The 17,262-nt window shown below is 71.6% G+C and carries 16 protein-coding genes; 7 read left to right on the top strand and 9 right to left on the bottom strand.

Features of this window, described 5'->3' with window-relative positions:
* Positions 1-27: 27 nt before the first annotated feature.
* Complete coding sequence (locus AB0B57_RS00970; protein WP_357063628.1) at positions 28-2,433, bottom strand: ricin-type beta-trefoil lectin domain protein; 2,406 nt, start codon at positions 2,431-2,433, stop codon at positions 28-30.
* 249 nt (positions 2,434-2,682) lie between these two features.
* A complete protein-coding gene (locus tag AB0B57_RS00965) occupies positions 2,683-3,498 on the bottom strand; it encodes a copper resistance protein CopC (RefSeq protein WP_357063625.1) in 816 nt (271 codons plus the stop codon).
* A gap of 124 nt (positions 3,499-3,622) precedes the next feature.
* On the opposite strand from AB0B57_RS00965, the gene AB0B57_RS00960 reads away from it, so the two are divergent.
* From AB0B57_RS00960 to AB0B57_RS00950, 3 genes are read left to right on the top strand one after another with little or no spacing between them, the layout of a single operon-like run.
* Positions 3,623-4,087, top strand: coding sequence for a hypothetical protein (locus tag AB0B57_RS00960; protein ID WP_357063623.1), 465 nt, complete (start codon positions 3,623-3,625; stop codon positions 4,085-4,087).
* Between the two features lie 5 nt (positions 4,088-4,092).
* The gene (locus AB0B57_RS00955) at positions 4,093-5,433 is read left to right on the top strand and encodes a hypothetical protein (RefSeq protein ID WP_357063621.1); all 1,341 of its coding nucleotides are present in this window, start codon (positions 4,093-4,095) and stop codon (positions 5,431-5,433) included.
* A gap of 36 nt (positions 5,434-5,469) precedes the next feature.
* On the top strand, positions 5,470-6,240 hold the full coding sequence (locus tag AB0B57_RS00950) for a nucleotidyltransferase domain-containing protein (RefSeq protein ID WP_357063618.1): 771 nt from the start codon (positions 5,470-5,472) through the stop codon (positions 6,238-6,240).
* A 41-nt stretch (positions 6,241-6,281) separates the two neighbouring features.
* On the opposite strand, the gene AB0B57_RS00945 is transcribed toward AB0B57_RS00950, so the two are convergent.
* Positions 6,282-7,175, bottom strand: a complete 894-nt coding sequence (locus AB0B57_RS00945; RefSeq protein WP_357063615.1) for a helix-turn-helix transcriptional regulator — start codon at positions 7,173-7,175, stop codon at positions 6,282-6,284.
* Between the two features lie 171 nt (positions 7,176-7,346).
* Here AB0B57_RS00945 and AB0B57_RS00940 point away from each other — a divergent pair, with 171 nt between their 5' ends.
* Complete coding sequence (locus AB0B57_RS00940; protein WP_357063612.1) at positions 7,347-8,207, top strand: SDR family NAD(P)-dependent oxidoreductase; 861 nt, start codon at positions 7,347-7,349, stop codon at positions 8,205-8,207.
* Positions 8,208-8,323: 116 nt separating this feature from the next.
* A complete protein-coding gene (locus AB0B57_RS00935; RefSeq protein ID WP_357063609.1) occupies positions 8,324-9,073 on the top strand; it encodes an alpha/beta fold hydrolase in 750 nt (249 codons plus the stop codon).
* Between the two features lie 18 nt (positions 9,074-9,091).
* Here the strand turns inward: AB0B57_RS00935 and AB0B57_RS00930 are convergent, their stop codons facing one another.
* The 4 genes from AB0B57_RS00930 to AB0B57_RS00915 form a co-directional block, all read right to left on the bottom strand.
* Positions 9,092-9,271 carry a hypothetical protein gene (locus tag AB0B57_RS00930; RefSeq protein ID WP_357063606.1) on the bottom strand — a complete coding sequence of 60 codons (180 nt, stop codon included), beginning with the start codon at positions 9,269-9,271 and terminating at the stop codon, positions 9,092-9,094.
* Positions 9,271-9,627 carry a hypothetical protein gene (locus tag AB0B57_RS00925; protein WP_357063604.1) on the bottom strand — a complete coding sequence of 119 codons (357 nt, stop codon included), beginning with the start codon at positions 9,625-9,627 and terminating at the stop codon, positions 9,271-9,273. The genes AB0B57_RS00930 and AB0B57_RS00925 overlap by 1 nt, the downstream gene beginning before the upstream one ends.
* A 58-nt stretch (positions 9,628-9,685) precedes the next feature.
* A complete protein-coding gene (locus AB0B57_RS00920; RefSeq protein WP_357063601.1) occupies positions 9,686-11,080 on the bottom strand; it encodes an FAD-dependent oxidoreductase in 1,395 nt (464 codons plus the stop codon).
* A 171-nt stretch (positions 11,081-11,251) separates the two neighbouring features.
* Entirely contained in the window at positions 11,252-11,983 is a 732-nt protein-coding gene (locus AB0B57_RS00915; RefSeq protein WP_357063599.1) for a methyltransferase domain-containing protein, read from the bottom strand.
* A 174-nt stretch (positions 11,984-12,157) separates the two neighbouring features.
* Between AB0B57_RS00915 and AB0B57_RS00910 the strand changes: the two genes are divergently transcribed.
* Positions 12,158-12,721, top strand: a complete 564-nt coding sequence (locus AB0B57_RS00910; protein ID WP_357063596.1) for a GNAT family N-acetyltransferase — start codon at positions 12,158-12,160, stop codon at positions 12,719-12,721.
* Positions 12,722-12,787: 66 nt separating this feature from the next.
* Here AB0B57_RS00910 and AB0B57_RS00905 read toward each other — a convergent pair whose 3' ends face one another.
* Both AB0B57_RS00905 and AB0B57_RS00900 read right to left on the bottom strand, forming a co-directional pair.
* Complete coding sequence (locus AB0B57_RS00905) at positions 12,788-14,407, bottom strand: hypothetical protein (protein ID WP_357063593.1); 1,620 nt, start codon at positions 14,405-14,407, stop codon at positions 12,788-12,790.
* Positions 14,408-14,637: 230 nt separating this feature from the next.
* The gene (locus tag AB0B57_RS00900; protein ID WP_357063590.1) at positions 14,638-16,212 is read right to left on the bottom strand and encodes a bifunctional NAD(P)/FAD-dependent oxidoreductase/class I SAM-dependent methyltransferase; all 1,575 of its coding nucleotides are present in this window, start codon (positions 16,210-16,212) and stop codon (positions 14,638-14,640) included.
* Positions 16,213-16,287: 75 nt separating this feature from the next.
* Here AB0B57_RS00900 and AB0B57_RS00895 point away from each other — a divergent pair, with 75 nt between their 5' ends.
* Positions 16,288-16,866 (top strand): helix-turn-helix domain-containing protein, encoded by a 579-nt coding sequence (locus tag AB0B57_RS00895; RefSeq protein WP_357063588.1) that lies wholly within the window; start codon positions 16,288-16,290, stop codon positions 16,864-16,866.
* Positions 16,867-17,262 lie beyond the last annotated feature (396 nt).

Genomic DNA, 17,262 nt, shown 5'->3' with positions numbered 1-17,262 from the left:
CGGTCAGACCGCGCCCCTCGTCCGACGTCAGCCGGTCACACCGGCACCGATGACCCACTTCTGGTGGGCGCCGCCCGCGTACGTGCCGAGCTGGATCTGGGTGCCGTTGGCGGTGCTGCCGCCGGCGGCCTCCACGACCTTGCCGGACTGCGGATTGCGGATCGACCCGTCGGCCTGTGGCTGCCAGACCTGCGCGCCGGTGCCGTTGCACGTCCAGAGCTGGACCTTGGTGCCGTTGGCGGTGCCGCCGTTGTCCACGTCCAGGCACTTGCCCAGGACCCGGTACGTGTCGCCGATGCGCAACCACGACTGCGCGCCGGTGCCGTTGCAGGTGTAGAGCTGGATCTTCGTGCCGTCGGCGGTGCCGGCGTTGTCGACGTCCAGGCACTTGCCGCCGACGCCGGTGATGGTGCCGCCGGTGGGCGCGGGAGGGCTGCCGGGGATCGAGTTGAGCGTGTACCACGCCTCGGTGCTCCACAGTGACTCGCCGCCGGTGGCGGTGAACGGGCGCGGTGAACGCAGGTGGACGACCCGTCCGGCCTTGCGGCCGGCGACGGTCAGGGAGACCTTCCGGCCGTCGGCCGAGAGGGTGGCCGAGGTGACGCTCAACGTCTCCTCGTCGATCTTCGGGCCGCCGTAGTTCGCGGTCGCCTCGTACCGCCACTGCTTGAGCTTGTAGTGCGCGGCTAGGTCGGCGGCGGTCTCCGTCGAGACGGGCTGGGTGTACTCCACCTCGAAGCCGGTCGTGGTGGCCCGCATGGCGAGCATCTCGAACGCGGTGGTGCTGGTCGGGGTGAGCTTCTGCAGGCCGTACGACAGCTTGCCGGTCTGACCCCAGTTGCCACCGGCGCCGAGCCCGCCGACGTAGATCGCACCGTCCGGGCCGATGTTGACCTCGGAGACGCCCGCCTCCAGGCCCTGGGTGAGCCGGAACAGGGCGCCCTGGTACTCACCGTTGATCTTCTCCACGTTGGCCCGTTGCAGGCCGCCGTACGTCACGTCGCCGATGACGAACTGGCCGGCGTAACGGCCGCTGGTCAGGTACAGCGGCGTGCTGGGCGAGTTGGCGATCTCGTTCTGCGGCATCCACAGCACCGGCGGCGTGACCAGGGCGGTGTCGAACGGGCCGGCCGGGTTCGTGTAGTGGTTGAAGAACCGGCCCTGCTTGACGTGCACCAACTTCGACGAGGGCAGCCAGCCGCCCTGGTTGTCGGTGACGAAGATGCCGCCCTCCGGGCCCCACCCGATGCCGTGTGGGGTACGCAGGCCGCCCGCGACGTAGCTGACCGCGCCGGTGTCCTTGTTGACCTTGAGGGTGGTGCCCCGGTTGGTGGCGGGTTGCGGGTTGGTGGTGGCGCCACCGGAGTTGATCGACACCGACAGGTTCAGGTAGAAGAACCCGTCCTGGTAGAGCAGCCCGAACGCGAACTCGTGGAAGTTGCCGCCGTACGGCCAGGTGGCGACGGTGTCCAGGCGCTCGGCCACCTCGTCGCCGCCGGTGTTGACCAGCCGGGTCAGCCGCTGCTTCTCCGACACGTAGACCACCCCGTCGACGACCTTGAGCCCCTGCGGCTCCTTCAGGCCACCGGCGATCTTCTTGGTGGTCACGGCGCCCGACGTGGTCGCGCCGCCGGTGTTGCCGAGGATCCAGACCTCACCGTCCTGGGAGGTGCCGGACTGGTCGCTGCCGCCCCAGGTGCAGATGACCAGCCGGCCGTCGGCCAGCCAGTCCATTCCGGTGACCTTCGGCTGGAAGCCGCTGGGCCGCAGGTTGGTCAGCGTGTAGCCGGGGTGCACCCCGGTCAGCGGGAGGCCGTCGCCGGGGGTGTCGGCGATGCCCTCGCACTCCTTGCGGCCCGGCGCGGTCACCCGGACCACCCCGGCGTCGGTGCTCAACGCCGAGTTCGGTACGACCACGAAGGACGACGAGCCGGGCGTCTTCCACTCCAGGGTGATCTGCTGTCCGCCGCCCCGCTCAAAATGGTCGATGCGCAGCGGGTGCAGACCGGCGGTGAGGGTGACGGTGCCCTCCTTGGGCGGGGTGGCACCGTGCAGACCGTCGTGGTTGATCACGACGGTGTTGTCGATCGCCAGCTTGGACCCGTCGTCGCTGCTGAGCCGGAACGTGTAGCTGCCGGCCTGGGTGGTGGTGATGTTGCCGAGCACCTGCGAGACGAAGTTGTCCTCGAAACCGAAGTCGGCCGCCGACGTCCAGTTGATCGTGGACATCAGCTTGTCCACGTTGGGTGTCTGCGCGGGCTTGAGGGTGCAGAGCTCGGAGAGTGGCACCTGCACGTCGAAGACGCGCAGCGTGACGCCCGGTTCCTGCGCGGGGGCGGCGGTGGCCGGAGCGGCCCAGAGGCCGGTGGTGAGGACGAGTGCGAGCGCACCCAGGACGGGATGGTGGAGTCGGCGTTGCAGGCGTGGGCCCATCGTTCCTCCAGGAGGCAGTGGAGTGTCCGACGGCCGGTGCGAGGCAGCGGTGAGGAAGGCCGTCGGGCCCGGCTCCGTAACGTCCTCGACGCCGACGAGTGACATTGCGGAAACATCGGGTTGATGGGTCGAGACATTAAGGCGTTTCGATTTGACTGTCCATGGCTTCGCGTCGATACATCAAAAGTTCCCGATGTCTGTACGAAAGTCCGTGGTGATACGCGGTGAATGCCGGATGTCGGGGCGGCCCTACCGCCGTCCGCGCCGGGCCGGACGACCGGTCTTGCGAGGGGTGGTGGACTGACGCGCCGGGGCACCGGCCTTGCGGGCGGGGCCGGCGGGTCGGCGGCCCGGTGTGGCGGCCGTGCGCGCGGCGGGTCGGCGGCGTGCCGCCACCAGCACGATCGCGGAGACCACGACGACGATCAGGGCCGGGACCAGCCAGGCCGGGAACCCGCCGGACCGCTCCTCGCTGGCGGCGGTCGGAGCGCCGGTCGGGGCCACCGGGCTGTCGGTCGCCGCCGGGGCGGCCGATCCCTCGCCCTCGGCCTGGGCCAGCAGCGCCGGGTCCGGCCCCGCCGTGGGCGCCGTCCAACCGGCCGGCGCGGCCGTGCTGCGCCCCTGGTAGTCGAAGGTGACGGTGCCGCGGACCGTCTCGCCGTCGGAGGCGACGGAGAGGTAGTTGGCGGTGTAGCGGCCCTTCGCCGGCCAGTGCGCGACGGTCACCAGGGCCGGGAAACCGGTGTGGTAGAGCCGTGGCTCGAACACGCCGTTGACCTTGAAGTATTCGGTGACCGGCTTGTCCAGCCGCTTCGGCTCGCCGGCGGACCAGCCGCTGTCCACCCGGGAGCCGTTCGGCCCGGTGACGGTGAAGTGCGCGTTCGCGGCCGGCTTCTCGGTGAAGTACAGGGCCAGTTGGGTCAGCGGCTCGCGCACCACGGTGCCGGTCAGCGGGGTGGAGGTCGCCAACTGGCCGTGCGCGGACGCCGGAGCGGCGGGCAACAGCAGCGACACCACGAGCATCGCGGCCAACGCCGCCACGGCACGACTCAGGGTGTTACGCACAGTGACCAACCTCGATGGCATTCGTTCATCATGGTCATTTCGCCGCCGCCGAACAAGACGTAGAGTTCTCCTCCCCGACGATCACCCCGCCACCCGTCCCCCTCGCGTCGTTCGGAGCCCGCCCGTGTTCGCCCGCACCCCCACCCCCCGCGCCGCTGCCGCCCTCACCGCCGGTGTTCTCACCGCCCTGCTCGTCGCCGGTTGCGGGCACGACGACGACCCGTCCGTGGCCACCCCGACCGCGCCGACCACGTCCGCCGCCGCGCCGAGCGCCGCCACCACCGCGCCGACCCCGACGGCCAGCCCGTCACCCAGCGCACCGGCGGCGGACCGCGAGATCGTCGTGACGATCGCCAAGCGGCGGATCAGTCCGCCGACCGGACGGATCACCGTGGGTAAGGGACAGTTGGTCCGGATCACCGTTACCTCCGACGTGTCGGACGAACTGCACGTGCACGGCTACGACCTGGGCGCGCGACTGCCGGCCGGCAAGCCCGGCTCGGTGGATTTCCGGGCCGACAAGACCGGTCTGTTCGAGGTGGAGACGCACGAGACCGAGCTGGTGCTGTTCCAGCTCGTCGTCCGCTGACCGAGATGAGCGACCCCGCAACGCTGCTGGCACACGGCGTCGGTGGCCGCCAGGACCTGCCGATCACCCTGCCGCAGCTGGTCGTCGCCGCCGCGCTGACCCTCGTCGTCACGTTCCTCGCGCTGGGCCTGCTCTGGCGCGAACCCCGACTCGACCGGGACGCGACAGGCGGCCACCCGGTGCCGCGACGGCTCGCCCGGCTCGTCGACGCACCACCGTTGCGGTGGACGCTGCGTGGGGTCGGCCTGCTCGCCGCCGTCTGGTTCTGCGTGGGTCTGCTGGGTGGGCCGGACACCGCGGACAACCCGAGCGCCGGCGCGCTCTACGTGCTGCTCTGGGTCGGGCTGGCCCCACTGTCACTGCTGCTCGGCCCGGTCTGGCGGGCGCTCAACCCGCTGCGTACGGTGCATCTGCTCGTCGCGCTGGCGGCGCGCCGGGACCCGGACCGTGGGCTCCGTGAGCTGCCAGCCGGTGTGGGGCTGTGGCCGGGTGCCGCCACACTGTTCGGATTCGTCTGGCTGGAACTTGTCGCACCCGAACGGGCCACCCTGCCGGTCATCACCGCCTGGCTCGCCGCGTACGCGGTGGTCATGCTGGTCGGAGCGGCCCTGTTCGGCGTCGGCTGGTTCGACCGCGCCGACCCCTTCGAGGTGTACAGCACCCTGGTCGGTCAGCTCGCCCCGATCGGCCGTGCCGCCGACGGCGTACTGGTCTGGCGCAACCCGCTCGACGGGATCGCCGGCCTGCGGCCCCGGCCCGGGCTGGTCGCCGTGGCGGTCGTGCTGCTCGGCTCGACGATGTACGACAGCCTCTCCAACGCGCCGGGCTGGTTGCGCTTCAGCCAGGAGAACGGCCTGCACCCGGCGGTCACCGGCAGCGGCGGGCTGATCCTGGTCATCGCCGCCGTCGCCGTGGCGTACCTGCTCGCCACCGCGGCCGCGGCCCGCATCGGGCGAGCCGACCCGGCCGAAACCCGAGCGGTGCCGGGCGAGATCGCCCACTCGATCGTGCCGATCGCGGTGGGCTACGTGGTGGCGCACTACTACTCGCTGCTGATCCTGGAAGGCCAACGCACCGTCGCGCTGCTCTCCGACCCGCTGGGCACCGGCGCCAACTGGCTCGGCACCGCCGACTGGGAGCCGCACATCGGGCTGGTCACGCCCTCCGGGGTGGCCAGCCTCCAGATCACCGTCATCGTCCTCGGACACCTGGTCGGCACACTGCTCGCCCACGACCGCGCCCTGTACCTGTTCCCCCGGGCCCGGGCGGTGGCCGGTCAACTCCCGCTGCTGGCCCTGATGGTCGCCTACACCGTCGCCGGCCTGCTGCTGCTCTACGCGGGGTAGTCCCGCCCGGCTCCGACCCGTGCGCCATGATGGCCCGTGGACTCCGCACTTCAGCACTATCTGGACGACCTGGTCGCCGCCGCCCGGGACGTGCTCGGGGCCGACCTGGTCGGCGCGTACGCGGCCGGCTCGGTGGGGCTCGGCGCATACCAGGCCGGCCGCAGCGACGTGGACGTGGCGTTGGTCAGCGCCGGACCGCTCACCGACGCCGTCAAGCGGACGCTGGTGGCGCGGCTACGCCACGAGGCCCTGCCCTGCCCGGCGCGCGGGCTGGAACTTGTCGCGTACCGGCGGGACGTGGCCGCCTCCGGAACCCCCGATCCGGGCTTCGAGGTCGAGCTGAACACCGGGTCCGGCATGCCGTTCCGGTGCACCCTCGACCCCGCCGACCGGCCGGTCGGCGACGGCCGCTTCTGGTACGGGCTGGACCGCAGCATCCTGCACCAGAGCGGGCTGCCGCTGCTCGGCCCGCCGGCGGGGGACACCTTCGCCGACCTCGCCCCGGCCGACCTGCGCCGCCTGCTCGTCGACGCGCTGTCCTGGTGGCTGGCCCTGCCGACCCCGCCGGACGACAGGCCCGCGCCCGGCACGGAGGACGCCGTGCTCGGCGCCTGCCGGTCGCTGGTGCGCCACCGCGACGGCGTCTGGCTGGCCAAGGTCGCGGCCGGTCGGCGGCTGATCGACGCCGGCGACCTGGCCGAGGTGATCGGCCGGGCAATCGCCGCACGCCACGGCGGCCCCCCTCCCACCGGGGCACAGGCCCGTGCCTTCCAACAACGGGTACGCGACGAGATCGCCGCCGCGTAGCCGTGCTCCGCGGCGCTCAGCGGACCGGCTTCGGGTCAAGGTCACACACGAGCAGGTCCCTGGGCGGAAGCGGCCTTGGAGGCGCCGGTCGTTGGGGCGTACCGCTGCTGTGTCGCCCAGAGCGCGAGCAGGCGCAGGTTGTCGTGTGAGCTGCTGCCGGGATCCGTGGTGTAGATGAAGAGCGTCTGGTCGTCGTCGCCGGGTAGTGCCAGCGCCTCGTATCGGATGGTCATCGGTCCCACGACGGGGTGGACCATGTGCTTGGTGCCGTGGGTCCGCTCGTGCACCCGGTGGTTGTGCCACCACGTACGGAACTGCGGGCTCTTGATGGTCAGCTCGCCGACGAGTTCGTTGAGCTGCGGGTCGTCGGGGTTCCGGCCGGCGTAGAGGCGCAGCGTGCCCACGACGTCAGCCGCCACGGTGGCCCATTCGGGGTAGACCTCGCGGGCGCCGGGGTCGAGGAGGACCCAGCGCGTGTAGTTGCGCTCGCGGGGTGGCAGTTGGGTCCAGTCGGTGAGGAGGGCGCGGGCCAGCAGGTTCGACGCGAGGATGTCCGTGCGGCGCCCGACGATGAAGGCCGGGTGGTCGACCATCGAGGCGATCATCTGGTGCATCGCCGGCCGGACCCGCTGGCCCGGCACCTGCCCGGCGCGGTGCCGGGCCGGCCGGGCCAGGTCGACAAGGTGAGCCCGGGCGGCCGCGTCGAGCTGGAAGACACGGCCCAACGCGTCGATGACCGCCTCCGACGGACTGCTGTGGCGGCCCTGCTCGAGTCGGGTGTAGTAGTCGACGCTCACCCCGGCGAGCTGAGCCACCTCCTCACGGCGCAGGCCGCGGACGCGTCGCCCCGACAGCGGGACGATTCCCGCTGCCTCCGGCGTCGTGTCAGCCCGGCATTTCCGCAGGAAGCCGGCCAGTTCTGTACGTCGCACCATGTCGCCAATGATGCCGCGCGCGACAGGCCGCGCCCAGGGGTTGGGTGGGCATGTCGTTCCCAGGTACGGCTGGGCCTGGCCAGGGGTGTTCGGCCCGCCCGCCCGGCAGCAGCATGAAACGCGTCTCCGGCAGGGCACAGCGCTGCCACTCCAGTCACAAGGAGAACACCGATGTCGTACCCCACCACCCGACCCGCCACCTGGTTCGTCACGGGCACCTCCCGGGGCCTCGGCCTGGAGTTGGTCAAGCAGCTCCTCAAGCGCGGTGACAACGTCGCGGCGACGACCAGGTCGGCTGAGCGTCTCGACGCGGCCCTGGGATCCGTGGACCGGGCCCGGCTGCTGCCACTTGAGCTGAACCTCGCGAACGAGCCGGCGGTCGCGGCGGCGATCCGCTCCGCCACCGACCGTTTCGGCGCGATCGACGTAGTCGTGAACAACGCCGGCTACGGCTTCCTCGCCGCCATCGAGGAGGTCACCGACGCCGACGTCCGGCAGATGTTCGACGTGCAGATCTTTGGGCTCTGGAACGTTCTTCGTGCGGTGCTGCCGTCCATGCGCACCCAGCGCAGCGGTCACATCATCAACATCTCCTCGATCCTCGGTCTGACCTCCTTCCCGGGCTGGGGTCTCTACTGCGCCGGGAAGTACGCCCTGGAAGGGCTGACCGAGTCACTGGCCGCGGAAGTCGGCGATTTCGGCGTGCAGGTCAACCTCGTGGAGCCCGGCTACATGCAGACCGATTTTCTGCGTACCCACTCCCTTGGCCTGCCGCCGACCACCGTTTCCGGCTACGAGTCGATCCGGGAGATGACCGAGGCGCACCTGGCGATGCCGGGCACCCAGCTCGGTGACCCCGTCCGAGCCGCAACCGCCATCATCGAGGTGGCGGTCTCGGGAAAGGCTCCTCTGCACCAACTGCTCGGCTCGGACTCCTACTCACTGGTCAAGGCCCGGATCGATGCACTGACCTCCGACGTGGAGGCGGGCCGCGAGCTGGCGTACACGACGGACATCCCGCAGCACAGCTAAGGGCTCTCCGTTAAGTCCTGGCGTTGCCCGGCCTGGTCTCACTGTCCAGGCCGGGCCCGACATCATGAGGGAACCCGGTTCCTGCCCAACCCCCTCGGAGGCTATCTTCCGGACCTATGCGCTTCACCTCGGAGACGATCGCGAACGGCGTCTCGGAACGTCGCTTCACCCTCGGGGACATCCCTGGAGTGCTCTGGTCGCCGGCCGGTGCCGCCAGCGGTCGCCCCTTGGTGTTGCTGGCCCACGGCGGCGGTAACCACAAGCTGGTCTCGGGTCTGGTGGCCCGTGCACACCGCTTCGTCACCGCCCACGGTTTCGCGGTGGCGGCCGTCGATGCACCGGGACACGGTGATCGGTCGGGAACCGAGCTGACCGAGCGGTTCAGGGTCGGAATTCGGGAGCGGATAGCGGCCGGCGAGCCCATCGACTCGCAGCTCCTGCGGCACAGCGCTGAACTCGCCAGACAGTCGGTCCCGGAGTGGCGAACGGTGCTGGACGCCCTGCAACAACTCGACGTCGTCGGGCGGGGAGGGCCGGTGGGGTTCTGGGGATTGTCGCTGGGCAGCGCGATCGGAGTGCCGTTGGTGGCGGCCGAGCCGCGGATCGTCGCCGCCGTCTTCGGCCTCGTGGGCCGGGAGACCTTGGCCGAGGCGGCGGCCCGGATCACCGTACCTGTCGAATTTCTCCTGCAGTGGGACGACAAACTGGTGCCCCGTGACTCGGCTGTCGCGCTGTTCGATGCATTCGCCTCGCCGGAGAAGACGCTGCACGCCAACGCTGGGCCGCACACCGGCGTACCCGCATTCGAGCGGGAAAGCTCGGAGCGCTTCCTCGCCCGTCACCTCGCCTACGGCGGAATCCGCTAGCCGTGGGCCGTGCGACGCTCAGCGGACCGGTTTCGGGTCAAGGTCACGGACGAGCGGATCCATGGGCGGCCCCCACGGCAGGACCGACGCGCCGACCTGCCGCCACCCGTTGTGCGCGTAGATCTCCCGTGCCCGGGAGCGGGGGTCGGAGGCGAGAGTGGCGTACCGCTCCGGCCGGTCGGCGAGCAGCCGGCGCATCAGCTCCGCGCCGACTCTCTCGCCACGGCGCAGCGGGTGGACGATCCACTCCAGGACCGCCAGCTTCGACGACGCACGGATTTGCGCGGGCGGTTCGGTGTCGGCTCGGGACCACCAGTTCCCGGCCGACATGGTCCACCCGTAGGCCGCACCGACCAGGGGGAGCCCTCGGCGACGGTCACGAAGGTGAAACCGGGCCGGGCGGCCTCGCCGGGCAGGTTGTCGCGGAAACGGGCCACCTGGTCGGGGCCCTCCTCGTACGGCGGCTCGGCGTAGACACACTCGTACAGGTCGACAAGCGGCCCGAAGAAGCGTGCCGCGTCGTGGCCGTGGCTTGTCTCGTAGGTCAGGGCCATGCCCGGATGCTAGCCGCGTACCCGGAACTGTGTGAGCGCTCCGACGGAGGGCGCCGGGTCAGCGGACCGGGCGGGGCTTGAGCGAGGCGAAGAGCAGGTTGAGACCCTCGGTCATGGTCGGGTGGGTGATGACCGCGTCGCGCAGGGCGGTCCACGGCATCCCGGCGAGCATGGCCAACTGCACCGAGGTGATCACCTCGCCGGCCTCGGCGCCGAGCAGCGCCGCGCCGAGGATCCGGTCGGTGTTGGTGTCGATGACCGCCTTCCACGTGCCCTGGGTCTGGCGCAGGGTGCGTGCCCGGGGGATCGCGGCGACCGGCAGGTGGGCCACCTCGATGTTGTACCCGGCGCGGCGCGCCTCGGTTTCGGTGAGCCCGACCCGGGCCAGCTCCGGGGTGGTGAAGACGGTGTACGGGATGAGCCGGTCGGCGGTGCTGCGCTGTCCTCCCGCGAGGTTCGCCCGGATGATCCGGTAGTCGTCCAGCGAGACGTGGGTGAACTGCGGGCTGCCGGCGACGTCGCCGGCCGCCCAGGTCCGCTCGGCGCTGGTGCGCAGGTGCTCGTCGACCTGCACGAAGCCGCGCTCGTTGAGGCGTACGCCGGCCACGTCCAGGCCGAGCCCGTCGGTGACCGGTTCCCGCCCGGCCGCCACCAGCACGTCATCCCCGGTCACCAGGCTGCCGTCGTCAAGTGTCACCCGGAGCGTGCCGTCCACGTCACGGTCGACGCGGGCGACGGCGATGCCGACGCGGACGTCGATGCCGTCGTCGAGGAAGACCCGCAGCACCGCGTCACTCACGTCCGGGTCCTCGCGGGGGAGCAGCCGGGGGCCGCCCTCGACAAGCGTCACCGCGCTGCCGAACGACGCGAACATCTGCGCGAACTCCACCCCGACGGTGCCGCCGCCGAGCACCACCAGCCGGGCCGGCAACCGATCCAGGCGCAGCAGCTCGTCGCTGGTCAGCACCCCGGCCTCGGCCATCCCGGGCACCGATGGCAGATGTGGACGCGTACCCGTGTTGATCACCACGTCGTCGCCGCGCAGCAGCCGCTCCCCGCCGTCGGCGAGCGACACCCGTACGGTCCGGGGGCCGACGAACCGGGCCTCGCCGATCACCAGGTGCAGGCCGGAGTCGAGGAACTGCTGCCGGTTGGCGGCCACCATCCCCTCGACGACGTCCTGCTTGTGCGCACGCAGCAGGTCCACGTCGACCCGTCCGCCCTGCACGGTCAGGCCGAGCGCGGACGCGTCGCGCAGCAGGCGGGCCGCCCGAGCGCTGGTGACCAGGGCCTTCGTCGGGATGCACGCGACGTTGATGCAGCTGCCGCCGATCATGCCGCGTTCGACCATGGCGACCCGCTGCCCGGAGCGGGCGACGTCCATGCTCAACGTCTTGCCGGCCTTGCCGCCGCCCACGACGAGCAGGTCGAACTCCTCAGGTCGGTCGGTCACCGGGCGCTCCTCTCGGTCACCGGGCAGGCCGGCGGCCACCGCTGGTGCGCGGCGGCCAGCCCAGCCTGCCAGTTCCGAGGAGACCGGCGACCCCGTTCCGGGCAGAATTGCCCCAGGTCAACAGTCGTTGAAGGGCTGTCGTCCAGGTTTCCGGGTCGGCCGGGTTACGGCTCAGCGGAGCACCAGCAGGTCCAGCGCGTCGACGACCGGGCCGGAGGGCGTTCGGGCGGCATCGTGCAACCGGGCGACGCCCGCCGCGTACGCCTCGTCGCTGATCAGCTGCAGAGGAGTGTGCGCTTCACGGCGAAGTCCGGCGGCGGCGTCGGCGACCGACGGGGCGGTCACCTGTGGAACCGGCTCGCAGCCCGCGATGGTGAACCCGGCGGTGGCGAACGCGGCCTCGACGTCGGCGATGCTCGGGTAGCGGTCCAGCACGGCGACGGCCTCCGGGAACCAGTGGAACAGGCTGATCGCCTCGTGCCGACCGGCGAACGCGGACCGGATCAGCACCGGCGCGCCCGGTATCAGCACCCGCCGGATCTCGCGGGCAGCAGCAGCGAGGTCGGGAACATGGTGAATCACTGTGGAGAGCCAGACCCCGTCGAAACTCCCGTCCCGGAACGGCAGGCCGTCGGCGGCACCCGGCACGACCGGCTGGAACACCGCACGCTCGCGCATGGCCGCCGAGGGGTCCACCGCCACGACACTGACTCCAGGCCACCAGGTGCGGAACGCGTGCGCCCAACTGCCGGTGCCGCAGCCGAGGTCGAGCATGCGCATCCCGGGCCGGGCCTCGAAGTGTCGGCTGATCGCCGTACGCCAGGTCCCGAGATCGGCGTTTCGCAGGTGCCGGGTCGCGTGGAAGGCGGCTGCGTCCACGCTGTCGTAGGAAATCAGGGCCATGCGCCTATCCAAACCGGCAAGCCGTGCGGCGGCCAAGAGGGCGAGCGCCGACTCACACCGGCGGTCGCGTCGATCTGATCCGGTCGTCGCCGTCGCGGGTCGCTCCTCCGCCGCCCCCGAGGTGCCGAGGAAAACCGTTGGGCTGCCCCGACCTGCATCAGACATGATCGACTCGTGGACACCTACCTGGAGACCGAGCGACTGGCCCTGCGCCGTTTCACTGCCGATGACGCGGACCTGCTGATCGAGCTGGACAGCGACCCGGCGGTGATGCGCTACCTGACCGGCGGCAACCCGACCGCGCCGGAGTTCGTCCGGGAGCGCTACCTCCCGAACATCCTCGCCGGGTACGAGAAGTGGGACGGCGACCTTGGACTGTTCGCCGCGCACGAGAAGGACGGCGGCGCGTTCATCGGCTGGTTCATCCTGCGACCCGAGCCGGAGGGCCCGCTGGACGAAGTCGAACTCGGCTACCGTCTGCGGCAGGCGGCTTGGGGCAACGGTTATGCCACCGAGGGCTCGCGGGCCTTGCTGGGCAAGGCGTTCACGGAGCTCGGTGTGCGCATGGTCTGGGCTGAGACGATGTCCGTGAACCAAGGATCGCGCAACATCATGGAGAAGCTCGGCATGACGCTCGCGGCCACCATCCCTACTCCCTCCGACCTGGAGATGATCGAGGGCTCCGAGCACGGAGGCGTACGGTACGAGATCACCAAGGAGCAGTGGGAGCGGCAGTAGCCACGGCGCCCGGACCGTCCCGGGCCCGTGCGAGTTCGCTGCGGGCCCGGACGACAGTGGTCGTGGTCAGTGCCGGGTGGCGCCGTTCTCGCTGACCGGCTGCCCGAAGGCGAGGAACGGCACGGGTGTCGGGGCGTCTGGCCGGGTGAAGATGCGCTCCGGCTCCTGGACGTGCCCGTCCGGGGCGGCGGGCCGGTCGGTGGGCGCGGCCACCGGCTCGTCCACAGTGGTCGGCCCGTCGGCGCGTTCACCGTCGGCGCGTTCACGGTCGGCCGGCTCGGCACCGGACCGGTCGCCCCTCGGCTGCTCGGTAACGGACTGCTCGTCGCCGGACTGGTCGGCGTCGGCCCGCCCGTGACCGGTCCGGTCGACGAAGGGCCGGTCGGCGCTCGGCCGGTCGATGCTGGACCGGGTGCCCACCATCGGGTACTCGGCGGTCTCCGGACCACCGGCTGCCGCCGCCATGACCGCGGCGGCGGCGAGGTCGGCCACCCGCTTGGCCTCCCGCTGCACCCGGGCGCGTACCTCCTTGGCGTGCCGTTCGGCGGAGTCCCCGGCACGGCGGGCCTCGTCCAGCCGGGCGCTCTCGGCGGTGAGGTCCCGGCGGACCTCGCTGAGCCGCTGTTGCATCCGCGACAGCTCGTTCTCCAGCGTCTCGCCCTCCTGCTGGATCTCGGCGAGCTGCTGGCGGGCGGTGTCCAGCTCGGCGTGCAGCTCCTCGGCCTCCTGCCGGCGCTCCGCGATCTCCTGCTGAAGGGCGGTGAGCTGCTCCTGGTGCGTGGCGGCCTGCTCGTCGGCCCGGTTACGTAGCTCGGTCACGTGCTGCTGCGCCTCGGCCAGCAGCGCGGCGATCTGCTGCTCGGTGGAGCTGCGCTGCTCGGCAAGCTCCTGCTCGGCGGCGGCCTGCTGCTCGGCGATGTCCTGCTCGGCGGCCGTGCGCCGCTCGTTGACCTCCCGCTCCACGCTGGCCTGCCACTGGGCCATCTCCTGCTGGTTCTTGGAGCGGGCCGACTGGAGCTCCTGCTGGATCTGGGTACGGGCCGACTTCATCAGCGCGTCGGCGGCGACCCGGGTCTGGTTGAGCTGCTGGGCGCTCTGCTCGGTGATCCGTTTCGCCTCGTGCTGGGCGCGCTCGTGTGCGGCCTCACCGTCGGCGCGCAACTGCTCGGCGTGCTCGCGGATCGCGGTCAACTCGGCCTCGGCCAGGGTGCGCCGCTCCTCGTGCGCCTGCTCCTGCTCGGAACGCCGGGTCGCCAACTCCTCGGACAGGTCCTGCCGTGCCTGCGCGGCCCGCTCACGGGTGTCGGCGAGGATCCGCTCCGACTCGCCGCGCAGTTCGTTGGCCCGGTCGCTGGCCGACTCGATGATCATGGCGGCCTGCTTGTCGGCGAGCGTCATGATCTCGGCGACCATCGGGCCCAGATCGTGGATCGAGGCACGGTCCACCTGCACCGGCTGCTCCCGCATCTCGGCCAACTCGGCGCGCAGGCGCTGCACCTCGGCGGTCAACTCACGGACCCGGACCGCGGAGCGACCGTGCTCGCCACTCAGCATCGCGATCTGACCGTCGAGCTGCTCCAGGTGCCGATCCACCTGGCGTTTGTCATAGCCGCGCAGGGCGAGCTCGAAGCTCGGCCGGGAGGCCGCATCGTCGCGTGCTGCGTGCGGCTCAGCGCCGATGGACATGCACCATCCTCCGTACGATCGGGGGCGTGCGGGTCGGCGGTCGCCTGCCCCGCGGGCCGTCAGTGTGGCGCAACGCTACCGCCGAGCCGACCGCATGCGAAGTCCCGCCCCACCACGTCTCGTAGAGCCCCCTCATCTCGCGTCGATCATGAAGTTGTGGTGGGCGACATAGGTCGTGGACCACCACCATTCCGGCACCACAACTCCATGATCGACGGGGTCGGAGCGGGCTAGCGGCGGCGGGCCAGCAGGACTGCGTCGTGAATGGTTATCTGCTCGCCGGTCGGTGCGGTGGCCGGGCGGGGGCGGGCCTCGGCGGCCAGCACCTCCCAGTCGGACGGGTTCAGGGTGGCGGCTACGTCCTGCGCGGTGAACATCATGTCCGGCATGTGCATCCGGCGCGCCGACGTCCACAGGTCCGACGGGTGATGCCCGACGATCAGCAGCACCCCACCGGGTGCCACCGCCTCGGCCAGCCGGGCGAACAACTCGCCTCGCTGCACCGGGGGCAGGTGCATGAACTGCGCGGACACCAGGTCGTACGCCTGCTCGGCGGGCGGCTTGTCGCGCAGGTCGGCGTGGGTGAACTCGATCCGGTCGCCGACGCCGACGCTGTCGGCGTGCGCGCTGGCTCGGCTCAACGCGGTGGTGGAGATGTCCACCGCCGTCACCCGCCAGCCCCGCTCGGCCAGCCACACCGCGTCGGCGCCCTCACCGCTGCCCACATCCAGCGCGCGCCCCGGGACCAGGTCGGCGACCTCGGCGACCAGTTGTGGGTTCGGCTGGCCACTCCACACCGCGGGCTTGGACCGGTACCGCTCCTCCCACGCCGGCTCCTCGAACGCGGTGGCCACCACCTGCCGGTACGCGGCCACCGCCGCCCGGGTGTCCTCGGCGATGAGATCGGCGTTGATCGCCGCGCCGGCGGTCAGGCCGGCGGCGGCGGACGTGATGACCTGACCGCGGATGTCGGCGATGTTGCCGGCCACCCAGACACCCGGCACGCTCGTCGCTCCGGTCGGGTCGGCCGGGATCTGCGCACCGATCACGACATCACCCATCGTCACCTGCTCCGGCGCGAGGCCCAGCCCCACCAGCAGGCCGGCGCGGGGAGTCAGCCGCGTCCCGACCACGACCGCGTCCAGCGCCACCACCCGCCCGTCGGCGAGCCGTACGCCGGTCAGCACGTCGTCGGTCACCTCCACGGCGGCGACCGGACCCGGCACCACCGCGATGCTGCGGGCGGCGAGCCGCTCGGCGGTCTCCGCATCCGGTGCGGGAGCGTCGTGCAGCAGGAGCAGCACGTCGGAACTCCACTGTCGCCACATCTCGGCCTGGTGGGTGGCCAGCGGCCCGGTGGCCAGGACGCCGATCCGCCGGTCCCGGACCTCCCAACCATGGCAGTACGGGCAGTGCAGGACGTCGCGTCCCCACCGCTGGGCCAGCCCGGGCACGTCGGGCAGTTCGTCGGTCAGCCCGGTGGCCACCAGCAGTCGACGGGCCCGCACCGAGCTGCTGTCGTCGAGGTCGAGGCGGAACCCGTCGTCGTCGCGGGTCACGGCCCGCACCAGCCCGGCGCGGAACTGCCCGCCGTACTCGGCGACCTCGGCCCGCCCGGCCGCGAACAGCTCGCCCGGCGGCGTCCCCTCGCGCCCCAGGTAGTTGTGCACGTGGCCGGCGGGCGCGTTGCGCGGCTCGCCGGCGTCGATCACCAGCACCGATCGCCGCGCCCGGCTCAGCGCCAGGGCTCCGCTGAGCCCCGCGGCGCCGCCGCCCACCACCACCACGTCGTATGTCTCGTCCACCGGTTCTCCCTCATACCTTGTCGGCTGAGCCCACCATCCGTCGTCGCCGGAAAAGTGGCAACTATTCTTGCCGTTATGGCAAACGAGGACACCGCCGCGCTGGCGGCCGTCGGCCCACGGCTGCGCGCCCTGCGCCACCAGCGGGGGACCACGCTGACCCAGCTCGCCGACCTGACCGGCATCTCCGTGAGCACCCTGTCCCGGCTGGAGTCCGGCAGCCGCCGGCCCACCCTGGAACTGCTGCTCCCGCTGGCGAGGGCCTACCAGGTGGCGTTGGACGAGCTGGTCGACGCGCCGGCCACCGGCGACCCCCGGGTACGCCCCAAGCCGATCGTCATCCACGGGGTCACGTTCCTGCCACTGACCCGCCGACCGGGTGGCCTGCAGGCGTTCAAACAGATCTTCCCGCCGGATCCGAGGGCCGGGGAGCGGACCCCGCAAACCCACGAGGGGTACGAGTGGCTCTACGTGCTCTCCGGCCGGTTGCGCCTGCTGCTCGGCGACCGCGACCTGACCCTGACCCCGGGCGAGGTGGCCGAGTTCGACACCCGCGTTCCGCACCTCGTGCTCAACCCCGGGCCCGGTGTCGCCGAGGCCCTCAGTCTCTTCGGCCCGCAGGGGGAGCGGCTCCACGTCCGGGCCCGACCGGCCTGATCAACACGCGATCAGTGAAGTCGGGGCATCCAGGCCGCCGGGACACCCCGACTTCGGCGACCTCGTGTCGATCAGCAGGGAATCTCAGGCTTCTTGCAAGGTTTGTCCAAGACCCCTGACGCACGCTTCTGACACGGGGGACGACGGGTGCCGGGTGACGCGAGACATCCCCGGCACCCGGAGTGCCGGGTGCCGAGCACCCATCTCCGACTCCCACCGGGGAAGCCGGACAACCGCGGCGTCGAAGGGACGGACATGACCGAAGAGACCCTGCCGATCTGGGCCGACGAGCTGATGGCCGGCCGTGCCGCCGACGGCTCCACGCTGTGGAGTGGCTGCCGCAGCGCCGCCTCGTGACACGGCGCGAGGGCCGGACCGGTTCCCCTCCGGTCCGAC

The sequence above is a fragment of the Micromonospora sp. NPDC049101 genome (genome assembly GCF_040648675.1).
Classification (GTDB): domain Bacteria; phylum Actinomycetota; class Actinomycetes; order Mycobacteriales; family Micromonosporaceae; genus Micromonospora.
The sequence above is the reverse complement of the archived record's forward strand: the minus strand, read 5'-3'. Positions and strand labels throughout refer to the sequence as shown.

What these genes read in the sequence shown, in the direction of transcription:
- AB0B57_RS00930 (WP_357063606.1), bottom strand. Translation starts at nt 9,271, where the DNA reads ATGCGCCGGCTGCTCGCCGACCGGCCGGAGCGGTACGCCACTCTCGCC.
- AB0B57_RS00945 (WP_357063615.1), bottom strand. Translation starts at nt 7,175, where the DNA reads ATGGTGCGACGTACAGAACTGGCCGGCTTCCTGCGGAAATGCCGGGCT.
- AB0B57_RS00970 (WP_357063628.1), bottom strand. Translation starts at nt 2,433, where the DNA reads ATGGGCCCACGCCTGCAACGCCGACTCCACCATCCCGTCCTGGGTGCG.
- AB0B57_RS00940 (WP_357063612.1), top strand. Translation starts at nt 7,347, where the DNA reads ATGTCGTACCCCACCACCCGACCCGCCACCTGGTTCGTCACGGGCACC.
- AB0B57_RS00895 (WP_357063588.1), top strand. Translation starts at nt 16,288, where the DNA reads ATGGCAAACGAGGACACCGCCGCGCTGGCGGCCGTCGGCCCACGGCTG.
- AB0B57_RS00915 (WP_357063599.1), bottom strand. Translation starts at nt 11,983, where the DNA reads ATGGCCCTGATTTCCTACGACAGCGTGGACGCAGCCGCCTTCCACGCG.
- AB0B57_RS00925 (WP_357063604.1), bottom strand. Translation starts at nt 9,627, where the DNA reads ATGGCCCTGACCTACGAGACAAGCCACGGCCACGACGCGGCACGCTTC.
- AB0B57_RS00905 (WP_357063593.1), bottom strand. Translation starts at nt 14,407, where the DNA reads ATGTCCATCGGCGCTGAGCCGCACGCAGCACGCGACGATGCGGCCTCC.
- AB0B57_RS00935 (WP_357063609.1), top strand. Translation starts at nt 8,324, where the DNA reads ATGCGCTTCACCTCGGAGACGATCGCGAACGGCGTCTCGGAACGTCGC.
- AB0B57_RS00955 (WP_357063621.1), top strand. Translation starts at nt 4,093, where the DNA reads ATGAGCGACCCCGCAACGCTGCTGGCACACGGCGTCGGTGGCCGCCAG.